The sequence below is a fragment of the Gilvimarinus agarilyticus genome (assembly GCF_000832015.1).
Lineage (GTDB): Bacteria > Pseudomonadota > Gammaproteobacteria > Pseudomonadales > Cellvibrionaceae > Gilvimarinus > Gilvimarinus agarilyticus.
Window position 1 is genome coordinate 103,097 of sequence record NZ_JXCJ01000002.1, and the last position, 11,597, is coordinate 114,693.

Consider the following 11,597-nt stretch of genomic DNA (forward strand, 5'->3'; position numbering starts at 1 on the left):
AAATAGCAGTTTTCTTAGCATGATATTGCCCACAATTAGTTTAATTGTTCTCTCTCGGTTATGAAAAACTCTCAAACCAACACAAACGAGAGTTTTGTCTACCTCAGTCGGTATTGCTGAGCACCTGAAGCCAGATAGCCACATGATCAGCTGTCATTATATAGTAAACAATATACAAAACGAGGGGTGGTCAATCAATAATTTATAACAGCGCCCCTACATTCGTTTAGACGAAGCTTACCGCAGCCTGCTTATGTGCTCATCTACGCCCTGTCGCCAGAGGCGTGTATACATGATTTGTAAGAGCTAAAGACTTCTTGAAAAGCTGCTGTGGGTTAATGGGGGTGACCTTTCCCCTGAATTAGCATCAGCTACTTAATGAGATTCACGACATTAAGCTGCCTTCTGCGCGAAGGTAACCGGTAGTAGATAATTTAGTTAAAAAAATCCCCGTTAATTTCTTAACGGGGATTTGTGTATAAGAGATAGCTATATAGCGTCTCTTAACTTTTCTTTTAGATGAATCAGTATCTAGTGGCTTAGCTCTAGAATACCCCATACCTCTAAATTATTTACCGCAATAACCGCATCACCAGCTGCGTTAGTTGATAAGGTGACGGTTTCGCTAGTACCGTCTGGTAAATGAAGTCTCGCTCCTGTAATTGCTTCTGCAAAGAAGCTTTGTGGAATGGAAACTTCAACACCGTTAAGTATCGGCGTAACGCCATTTGCAAATGGACGGTTAATTAAATGAACAACGTAGGGTGCCGATGTGTCGGTCTCGTGAACACGAGATACCGCAGATACCATTTCGTTAGATTCTGAACCGTTAATGCTTACGTTTATATTGATGCCGTCAATGGTGCCACGTTGGCCAATATGGCGTACTTTGTCACCTTGAGCGTCTAATATTGCACGTTGATCAGCGGTAAGGAGGTTCAAATCGCCATCGGTGAAGATGTATTCAAACTTATCAAAGTCAGCTTGGCGAGGTATTACTTGGTAACCTTCATCGCCAAATACTAACAGGTCAAAGTTGATATTGTCTAACGTTAGCGTCCTGGTACTCGAAAGTACCTGATTGCCACCATTTAACAAGTTTGCTTTCATCGATGAATACATCGCATGCATTAAACCAACTTTAGAGTATGATTCATAACCATCGAATAATGTTTCGTTGTTACGAACAAATTGGTAGATGTCACGGTAGTTATCCGCACCAGGTGACCAAGTATTAGCGTCAGCTGCACCAATCCATACATTAGCTGGAATCGAGAACAAACCACCATAAGCATAGGAAAGTGCTACCCAACCACGGCCGTAGCGAGGCGCATCGTTATCACGAAGTTTTTTAAACTCAGAAGGGTATGGGAAATATGCTAATGGTTTACCCACGGCTTCAGCTGCTTTAAGTTGTGCAATTATGTTCGTAGGTAACTCAGTCAACGGTAATTTAACATCTAGGAATAATTCGTTCGCTAAGAATGTTACATTTTCATTGAATGTGTAGCCACGAGATTCAAATAACTGCGTACTTGCACCAATTGCAATAGATGGGTGCGTTTCACGAATATATTCTAATACCTCACCAAATTTTTGATTCCACACATCACGGTTAAAGTAAATGAAGTCTTCAAGTAGTGGGATATTGCCAGTGATAGTATTGCCCGCATTTGACCAAGTTGTATGGGTTACACCTTTTGATATTAAGAACTCGCCATAATCAAATGTATCTATATCGTTGATGCCTAACGCAGCCAATTGTGTACTATCGTACTTTTTAGATAACCATGCTCGGAAGTTTTCCATCGCATAATGCGAGAAGTCACCACCAAAGGTGCGCATATCTGTTGTACGAGTTGAGTTGGTTTGCGTATCAAACATTAATTTGTCTGGATTTGCTTTTAATAACTGATCAACTTGTGACTTCATGAATGGCACAAATGCCGGGCTGTGATTACTCAACCAGTTATTGTTATAACCGTTGTAACTTAAGTAACCCATGAATGTCATGCGTACGTTACGATCATCCAGTGTTTTTACATAATGAGGCTCGGGGTTAGTTAGGTATTCAGTAACCCAACGGAAACCCCAGTCAAACTCACCACGAGCTGTGTATTCAAGCCCTTCACCTTGGTATTTGTCAACGACCTCAATTGCCCAATCCATGATCACAGTGTCATCATAGAAATCGTGTTCAGGTGGGTGACCCCAGAATGAACCTGTTGCACCAAAGTCTTGGTATGGTTGTTCGTCATCAACCCAAAAATCACGATTTTGTGGGTAGGTGTACCAAACGTCAGATTTTAATACTTTATTCTCAGTAGGAATTGGAACCGGCTCTTTTAAGTATTGAAACCCTGTCGCAGGCCCTTGAATTTCTGCAACCGTATGGTCGGCAGGGTTGTAGAGTCTAGTTGGTGCAGGGGTGTAATCGCCAATGCGAGTGAAGCGAATTTTGTCGCCTCCCCACTGCCAGTCAGACCCACCAATCGCTTCAACGCGAATATTTTTACTACCCGCTTGATCGATAGAGAAATGACCGCCATACAATAGTATTTCTTCTGAAACATCCCAGCCACCGGTACTTTCAAAGTAACCCCATGCTGCTGGCTCGCCTTCTAAATCTATGCGGGCACCAAAACTACCTGATGCAGGTGTAGCAGTAGTGATATAGGCTTTGTAGGTGCCAGGCTCATCAAATTGAACATTATAGTCACCCCAGTCGCCATTAGTTACCCAGCTTATGGTGGTAGCGTTACCTTCTGCAACAAATCCGTCATTTGGATCGCCACCTACTCGACCAACCGTTCCTGTTGCTACAAAATCTTCTAGCTCTAGGATCACATCACCTTCTTTTGGTGCGTCAGGATCACCTGATAGTTCACCGTCAGAAGTAAAGATATTTTCAGTAAGAGTTGATGGGTGAACAAAGTTTGTACCACCGTTTACATCAATACCAAAACCTAAACCGTCAACCGGGCCACTGCCACCATCCGCATTACCAATACGTAACTCAAACTCGTGAGAGCCTGGTGCAAGGTTTAAGTTGCCCGTTTCAGACGAGTCTTCCCAGCTGTCGTTAGAAAGGACTAAATTGCCATCGATGTATAAACGAACACTGTCATCAATATGCTCATAGAACGAAATTTGACCGTCGGCATCATAGATCATACCCGTATAAATTTCAGTCGTATCGCCACCAATACTATCTTCAGTTTGATTTAAATCTGTGGTACGGATCCAGCTTGGGTTGGCATCAGACCAGTTCGTCGCGCCTTGGACTTCACCGTATAACAAACCTTCGTTTGCGCCTGGTTGTGTATCACCGCCAGAGCCATCGCCATCTCCTGTTTGAGATGAAGAACAACCTTGAGCATTTGCCGCTTCATTACTTGGTGTATTTGGACACTGATCAATATCGTCTGAAACGCCGTCATTATCTTGGTCATTAATAACAACTTCACAACCATTTGAATCAACAGCGGCCCCTGTTGGTGTATTTGGGCATTGATCTACATCATCTAATACGCCGTCATTGTCTTGGTCACCAACCACTACAACTTCACAGCCATCTGAATCAACAGTTGCTCCCGGCGCTGTATTTGGACACTGATCGACATCGTCTAAAACACCGTCGTCGTCTTGATCACCTACAGCTACCACTTCACACCCGTTCGAATCAACGGCCGAACCCGGCGCAGTATTCGGACATTGGTCAAAGTTATCGGTAACACCGTCGCTATCTGAATCTGTTTCACCAGTGTCAGCTGATAACGGTGTAAAGGTTAATGCGTCACCAAACCAAGTCCAACTGTACGTATCTGTTGAGCTTCCACTTTGAACTCGTATCGTATGAGAACCTGCACTGATATATACTGAGGGTATTAAAGTAAAGTCTTCAAACTCAGCTTGATTACCTGTTGCTACAGATACTTCATTTATTTCAACACCATCCACAAACAAAATAGCCGTTGCGTGTGAAATTTGGCCTGACGCTAACATATCTATTCGATAATTATCAGACACTGGGAAATCAATGTTGTAATCAACCCAATCGGTTGTTTGAACACTATCTACTACTGTGTGTTTATCACTTGGATAACCACGTTCACCAATTACGACCCCTTTTGCTCTCGAGTCGCCACTGCCTGTTTCATCAAATGCTTCCATTTGAATAACAAACGCTTCAGCTTCAACATTAATAGTATCGGCGTGCGCAGCCGCACTTAGACCTATTAACGCCGTAGAGAGTATTGATCGAACTCTATTTGTATTGGAATTAACCATATTGTGTATTCCTTTAATTGGGTTTCCTAATATATTTTTTTATTTACAGCCTTTATTAACCGACGGCTAAATTGTAGACAGTCGAATATCTACTATCAAACAATTAACAATGTGATTGAAATAAATGTGAACTTGCCCCACTTTAGTGGACGTCTCTAAGTGTACTCACCCCAATAGCCGCTGTAGATTAATTGGGGTGAATACACTTTGGCACTTTAAAAGCGTCTTATATCGCCAATGTAAGCCAGAAATTGCGAGATTTCTCGGCACCCCATGCCAGGTATGCTTTCAATGAGATCGGCATTGAATCACCCAGGTTTTGTCGGAGGCTAACTTTCTTCATAGAATTAGCCTATGAACAAGAGACTTGGATATTCCCTCGAAGTGCGTGAGCGTGCGGTACGACTGGTGCTGACGAGCGAGCATGAACACAAATCCCGATGGGCCGCCATCCAGTCGGTAGCTGCAAAGATTGGCTGTACGCCTGAACACGGCGCTCCTGTGTAACCAAAATTGAAGTCGATGCTGACAAGCGCCCTGGCACTACCATTCAAGAGGCTGCTCGCCTCAAAGAGCTGGAGCGCGAGAATCGCGAGCTTAAACGCGCGAACGAGATTCTGCGCAAGGCGGCCGCTTTTTCGCCCAAGCGGGGCTCGACCGCAAACCGAAGTGATGGTTGCGTTTATCAATCAAGAACGAGAGACGCACGGTGTCGAGTCAATCTGCAAGGTATTGTCGATTGCGCCGTCTACGTACTACCGCCGTAAACATCTGGCGGCCAACCCCGATCAGCGTAGTGATCGCACTCGACGGGATGAAGCGCTCAAGCTAGAGATTACGCGTGTGTACGAGGAGAACTTAGGGGTCTACGGCGCACGCAAAATCTGGAATCAGCTAAACCGAGAGTCTATCCCCGTAGCACACTGCGCGGTCGAGAGGCTGATGAGCCATATGGGGCTGGAGGGCGTGCGACGCGGCAAGCGTTGTCGCACCACGATTCCTGACGAATTGGCGGACAAGCCTCTGGATCTGGTTAATCGTACTTTAGTGCCGAGCGTCCGAATCAGATGTGGGTTGCCGACATCACGTATGTGGCGACCTGGTCGGGCTTTGTTTGCGTAGCCTTCGTTGTGGATGTGTTCTCTCGCTAGATTGGCGCGTGTCGAAAAGCCTACAGGCGGATATTGTGCTTGATGCTCTGGAGCAGGCGCTATGGGCGAGAGGAAAACCACAGGGCGTCACTCATCACAGCGACAGTGGCAGCCAGTATCTATCGATCAAATACACTGAGCGTTTAGCTGAAGCTGGCTTCAACGCTTCAGTAGGCAGCATGGGCGACTCCTGCGACAGCGCTCCGGCAGAAACCGTTAACGGTATCACACAACTATCCGCTCTTCGGTAAATGTCGACTTAGGTTTAACCTTTTATTCTGATGTCTTCTTCTGTTACTAAAACAATCAAAAAAAGCTAAAGTATTGATGCAACTTTTTCAGTCGTCACACATCAATTGTTGTTTACTTTGTGAAACACGACCCGTTTATCCCGCTTTAAACCTGTTACATTCATGCTCGATGACACTGCCTCACATTCTTCTGACGTTCTGGCACTAACTATTTGACTCATCTCCTTGGACCAGTCTTTGCTCCCATTGTAGCGCCTCGCACACTAACTATTTTGTCGCGATAAATAATCGCATGTGACCATGCATAATTATAACCACGAGAAATATCATGAAATTATTACGATATGGATTATTGTGCCTCAGCCTATTACTGTCTCTTCCCACAATGGCACAACTGTACTTTTATGACAACTTTAACTCCAGTTCTTGGAAGTCAAAGTACGATATGAACTACGAGCAAAATTTTAGGCGTGTTACTTCCGGCTGCTACTCGGATGGGTGCATAGAAGTGACTGTACATGAAGGCTCGCATTATGGTGGCTCGGCGAAATATTTACTTAAAGATAATCTGGGTTTTGAGCCAGAAGAGCTCTTCGCAGAATACCGTGTTAAGTACCACAGTAGTATGAGCGAATATGGCGGTAAAGCGCCGGGCTTTGATGGTACGTATGGCGTGGCAGGATGGGGGAATCGCCCAGGCTTTGGCGTTGATGGCTGGTCGGCCCGCGGCACCTTAAAGGCTGAAGGTCGATCGAACGTACGAAATAGTTTTTACATCTACCATGCCGATACTGGAAACAATGGAAAAACGTGGGGAGATGCGCGCTGGTGGAACGATAGCGGCAATATGAATTTCAATCGTTGGCACCATGTTAAGCAGTACGTAAAACTCAATACGCCAGGACAGAGTAATGGCATTTTACGGGCTTGGGTAGACGGCGCGCTGGTATTTGAAAAAACCGATTTTAATTTTAGAACCTTATCAGATCTAAAAATTTATGCGTATTGGATAAATTACTATAACGGTGGCTCCGATGAAGCAAGCGCAACCGGTACGCTACTTATTGATGAGCTTAAGCTCTACGGCCCTCAAGGCCCAGAAACGACCACAGCAGATCAATCGGAATACCTTTACCATTTTATTCCGGGGCGCATCCAGACAGAGGATTTTGACTTAGGGGGCCAGGGTGTTGCTTATAACGATAGCAATACCACCAATGCAGGCTCCGCTTATCGCACCAACGAGAGCGTTGATATTCAAGCCACTCAAGATAGTGGTGGAGGCTACAATGTCGGCTGGATTAGCAGTGGAGAATGGCTTGAGTATAGCATTTCCGCTATCAGTAATGGCGTATACGACCTGAGTTTTCGCGTTGCAGCCAACGGCTCTACGAGTGGAAAACGCATAAAAGTAAAGCTTGGAGGCACTGAGCTTGGCACCGTGAGTTTTAATGGAACAGGTGGTTGGCAATCCTGGCAGACTATAAAGCTGAATAACATTACGCTTGCAAGTGCATCGAACCAAATATTACGACTCGAAATGGAAAGCGGGAATTTTAATTTAAACTGGGTTGAATTTTCGCAGAGTGCCGGAAGCCCAACCAACCCGATTATTATTCAAGCCGAAACCTTCAATTCTACTGGTGGTCCTTACGCGGGATTTCAAAGCTATACCGCAGAAAATGGCATCGAGGCGATTAACTATAACCAAAGCGGTGATTGGGTAGAGTACACTGTGAGTGCTGCCACTGAAGGCGATTACCGATTTGAGGCATGGCTCGGAACAACTCAAACCAATTGTGCCATTGAAGTCCTCGTTAATGGGGATTTGCAAGCGCTAGAAGCCGTCAGTAATAATGGTAACTGGGATCAATTTGTGAAGTTAACGGCAAGCCAGACTGTTACCCTTAAGGCTGGACAGAACACGGTGCGTATACGCAGTGCAGGTACCTCTAGCAGCACGTGGGAGTGGAATGCGGATCGTTTTGTTTTTACGCCATTATAAACAACCACACTATTTTTAATGACGGCAGCGGTTCGAGCCTATCTGGCCCACTGCTGTTTGTTTCCGAAAAATAATTGGGATCAAGCTTTACGTTTGACACGCTGATGGATAATGTAAAGCTTGACCTCCATCTAAGAACGGAACTATTACGTTCATGCGGAAATCGAATGCCGTGCTCCACGGAAACATGGGGCGCTAGCGAGTAAATTTTGATCTTACCGCGATAAAATGGACACCTCATGTTCTCAACCTTCCATAAATGCAGTGTTCGTACGGTACTTAGGACGATTTACACAATGCTCTTTGCCCCCACCCGCTCTCTTTCGGAATGCGCGCCTCAATGTAGAGGTAGTGACTGCCGTTGTTCTAGTGTACTCGAGCGACCAACCCAATATATGACGTGAATGTCTATCCATAAGCGTGGCCAAGTAGCACTGTAATCCACCCGATATCCAACGCTGTTTAAAATGGGGGGCTACAGGAGATTTTGGATGGTTAGGTGTCTTACGTACTCCTAATACGACCACACCGGGCAAACTATGCTCATCTAGTAACCTTTATATATAGCGATACATGTAAAGAATGTGTTTAGAGGGTTGCGTTGTCCGAATATTTCTGTAAAGTCTACACCGTAGAACTCGATGGTGTAGAACTCTATGAAGCCTTTTAAAATCAGAGATAAGCGCGAAATCATTTGGGTTAAACAGTGGTTTCGCAATCAAATTGTCACTGGCCGGTCTCCTCACAGCTTGAATTCAGTTAAAATGTCCGCCACGGAGGCTGACGTGCTGGGTTTAATCGATAGACTGTTGCCTGAGGAACGGAAGCGATTGCAAAAATCCCTCTCAGCCAGGCGTGCCCGAGCTTCGACCGAGAATAAGCTGGTCTCCATGGACGTCACTCTCGAAGCCCGTCGTATGCTAAGGATTGTGGCTGAGCACCAAGGTGTCACGCTATCCGACGTGATAGAACAAACCTTGGCGCCGACCTGTGATGAAATTTACCGTTCAACCGGTAAGTGCTGAGCACAGCTATTCCACTAACCGTTCTTCGATGGTGGATCCATTGAAGGTGCCCAAAACCCGCGCTTGAGATCTATCGGAGCGCTGTTTTCTCCGTTCGCTCGCGATAAAGGGCTCGATGGGGCTCAGTTTGGGTGTGTTGTTCTGAATCAACACGATTGGCATAACCGCCGTGATGGTTTGGTTTCGCTCACGCGTCACATTAGCCACCGGCTGTACCCGGACATCGCGCCGTAGCCTCAATAGCTCGGCGGGCACCGGGCCAATCTTTGCCTTAAGTTGAATTAGGGGTAGGGCGCCTTCTTTATCCCGGTGGCTGATCTCCTCGTCGAGGCTGTTCAGCAGCTCGATTTTTTTCTCAGGCTTCACCTTATCCACTAGCTGCTTACGTTCCCAGCTGAGCCCAACCCGCTCTATGGACTCGTCCCGAAAGAGTTTGATTGACCGGTACAGCTGAACGGTCATCAGGCCTGTGCGCACTTGGCGCAAACTTTCGAACCGATCTTTGCGATTGGCATAGAGTGAGGTGATGTGTGCTTTCATGTCATTCTTTGCGTGGTTGACTGTGGCCACGCAGTCAACCAGCTGCTGGATCTGCTCAAGCGGGGTATCGCTTGGGCGGATCCAGATCACCCCCACAGACCGTCTGGCTACTTTTTGTGAGAGGTCAGGCTTGATGTAGAGGTCGTGATAGCAGCTAATCGCTTGCTCAATGGCCCGTTTGCTGGTGAACACCTCACCGGTGATGTTTCCCACGGCGGCGTTTTCTTGGCCCTTTAAGGTTCCGGGCATTTTTGTCACGAAAGCACGGGTTGGCATGATCTTGCGGAACAGTTTGGCTAGGTCCCTTAGTCCGGTGTCGAGGGTCTCGATGTGCTCCACAAGGAGAGGGTCGGGGGGTATGTTCGTTGTCATGGTGGCGAATCTCTTGATGATTGTGTATAAATAATACACAGTTTAGACCAACATGCAACTTGGGTATGTTTGTGGACAATTTATCTTTCCTTCTAATTAACTTTTGTGCGTTGCATCTGTACTGCAGTGACTTCTATACGCGGGGCTTTGGTTTCTTTTTTCTAATTTGAGGCACCTTTGAATGTAAAGAAGGGATTTGTCATGTGGTAGTAATGCGAAGTTGGTTGAGCAGGGTGAGGGGGTGGTAGGGTAAGCTTTGATGAATTGCATGTTGGTCTAACTTTAAATTGGAAAATTAAGTTTTCATGAAATGTCTATATCTACATCCTATTGTCGTTAGGCGCGCTAGACTTTTGTTGTTGAAATATTTCTTTAATTTATTTCGCGTTATTGTAGTCAAACGAAATAAATCTGTATTCAGGAGGGTTTATGAAACGCCTATTCAAAAATGCTCGATCATAATTGTGAGCACTGGAGTGTTTCTTACGCTTTGGTTTGCGTAGGGTGGATTTCCCTGGTTTCACTAGACACTGGCTGTTTCAAAAAATACGTTTCTTCAAACTTAGCAGACGATATGCGGCCTGTATGAGTATGGCGTTTTATTGGATTGTAAAACATCCCTATAAAATTAAATATCTCAGTTTTTCGCGTCATCCCTTGTCGAGTAGATCTTCCGTTTTGTCGCACGTTTTTTAACCTATGAGGTTGTGCTCTTTCATAAAGGCCACGTAATCTGCGCTGACATACTGGCTTCCTTGATCTCTGTGGACAAGTGCTTCGCCTTTTCATAGTGCCGTCGCCAACGGCCAGCTCGGGGGCGTACATGCCGCGTTCCTTCAGTTTACCCAGCACACCTTTCCAGCTCAGCGTCGACTTCGGCTCACCATTTTCAATGGCTAGAAGGTGCTTCTCCTCGCGCTCGTTTAAACCTATGACGATCAGTGCGCAAAGCTTGTTTTGTTGCGACCGCAGGCCTCTGTAGATGCCGTCGGCCCAGATGTAGGTTCAGCAGTCTTTATCCAGAGCCGTGGTTCGCCATCCTTGCTCCTGACCTTCGGTACTTTAACCTTCACTAGGCCAATCCCAGTCTGTATGTCACGATACCGGCAGGTAGGCATTACGGACCACAGCCGCGCAACCATCACCCAGACGGGGATCTTCAAGTCCTCCATGAAGGTCGATAGCTCTGCCTCTACTGCCCTCTGCAGCAGCTAACCCGCCCCTCGGCGCAGCAAATAAGTCAGAGGATTAGCTTCTTCCTGCCGATCTGCAGACTCAATAACGGCATTCTTGTTCATAGCGGCGTACTATTGGTAGGTTTTTTGTTAGGTGACAACAAATCAACCAGATACGCTGCTTTTTGTCAACACCGCAAACACCAGGTTCGGTTATAACTCCAGAGCTTTTTTGTAATACTCGCAGATTGGCAGAGAAAATAGGCGACATTCTCAGACACATTGTAAACATGCCCTTATAAGATTGGCCTCAGCATTTTGTCTTCGATAGCTCAATAACACTGCCTATCCTTTTTGTCTCCCACTAGTGTAAAACCAAAATCGAATGTGCCATGACATTTCATAGCGATTTTCGCTTACAGCCAACAGTTAAAGCCGAAAAATTAATCAAAGGCCCCTAAAGGTTTCACTGAGCTCCGAGTAACTAAGCTGGGAATAAAGCGATGTAATTGGTTGGTATCGGGCAGTTCTTTATTGCAAAGACTGAGCGAGAGCTTTACTGCGTAGGCCGCCATTTCACGAATGGGATAATGCAAAGTCGTAAGTGCGGGCCGGCAAGTCGTGGCAAAAAACAAATCATCAAAACCAATCACCGAAACATCATTGGGTACCGCTATTCCTTGGTCGAGAAATTCATTCATTGCTCCGATGGCCATATTGTCGTTGTAAGCGACCACCGCGGTGAATGTTTCGTTACTGTTTAACAGTTGAATAGCGGCTGCTTTTCC

At 45.9% G+C, this 11,597-nt stretch carries 6 protein-coding genes, 1 pseudogene and 1 other annotated feature; of the genes and pseudogenes, 3 read left to right on the forward strand and 4 right to left on the reverse strand.

Going from position 1 to position 11,597, the window contains the following annotated elements:
* Window positions 1–531: 531 nt before the first annotated feature.
* Entirely contained in the window at window positions 532–4,290 is a 3,759-nt protein-coding gene (locus SD69_RS17860; RefSeq protein ID WP_041525041.1) for a thrombospondin type 3 repeat-containing protein, read from the reverse strand.
* Between the two features lie 354 nt (window positions 4,291–4,644).
* Here SD69_RS17860 and SD69_RS19130 point away from each other — a divergent pair.
* From SD69_RS19130 to SD69_RS17880, 3 genes and pseudogenes are all read left to right on the forward strand, one after another.
* Window positions 4,645–5,668: pseudogene (locus SD69_RS19130) on the forward strand (IS3 family transposase); the annotation flags it as partial.
* Window positions 4,922–5,037 (forward strand) — a sequence feature (AL1L pseudoknot). (Overlaps the previous pseudogene by 116 nt.)
* A 352-nt stretch (window positions 5,669–6,020) precedes the next feature.
* Entirely contained in the window at window positions 6,021–7,697 is a 1,677-nt protein-coding gene (locus SD69_RS17875) for a carbohydrate-binding protein (RefSeq protein WP_084591713.1), read from the forward strand.
* Between the two features lie 656 nt (window positions 7,698–8,353).
* Complete coding sequence (locus SD69_RS17880; protein WP_041525044.1) at window positions 8,354–8,722, forward strand: hypothetical protein; 369 nt, start codon at window positions 8,354–8,356, stop codon at window positions 8,720–8,722.
* A gap of 6 nt (window positions 8,723–8,728) precedes the next feature.
* On the opposite strand, the gene SD69_RS17885 is transcribed toward SD69_RS17880, so the two are convergent.
* The 3 genes from SD69_RS17885 to SD69_RS17890 form a co-directional block, all read right to left on the reverse strand.
* Window positions 8,729–9,634, reverse strand: coding sequence for a DNA replication terminus site-binding protein (locus SD69_RS17885; protein ID WP_052481440.1), 906 nt, complete (start codon window positions 9,632–9,634; stop codon window positions 8,729–8,731).
* Window positions 9,635–10,117: 483 nt separating this feature from the next.
* A complete protein-coding gene (locus SD69_RS19275) occupies window positions 10,118–10,633 on the reverse strand; it encodes a transposase (RefSeq protein ID WP_157471844.1) in 516 nt (171 codons plus the stop codon).
* Between the two features lie 619 nt (window positions 10,634–11,252).
* On the reverse strand, window positions 11,253–11,597 hold a 345-nt coding region (locus SD69_RS17890), incomplete at its 5' end, for a substrate-binding domain-containing protein (protein ID WP_041525045.1).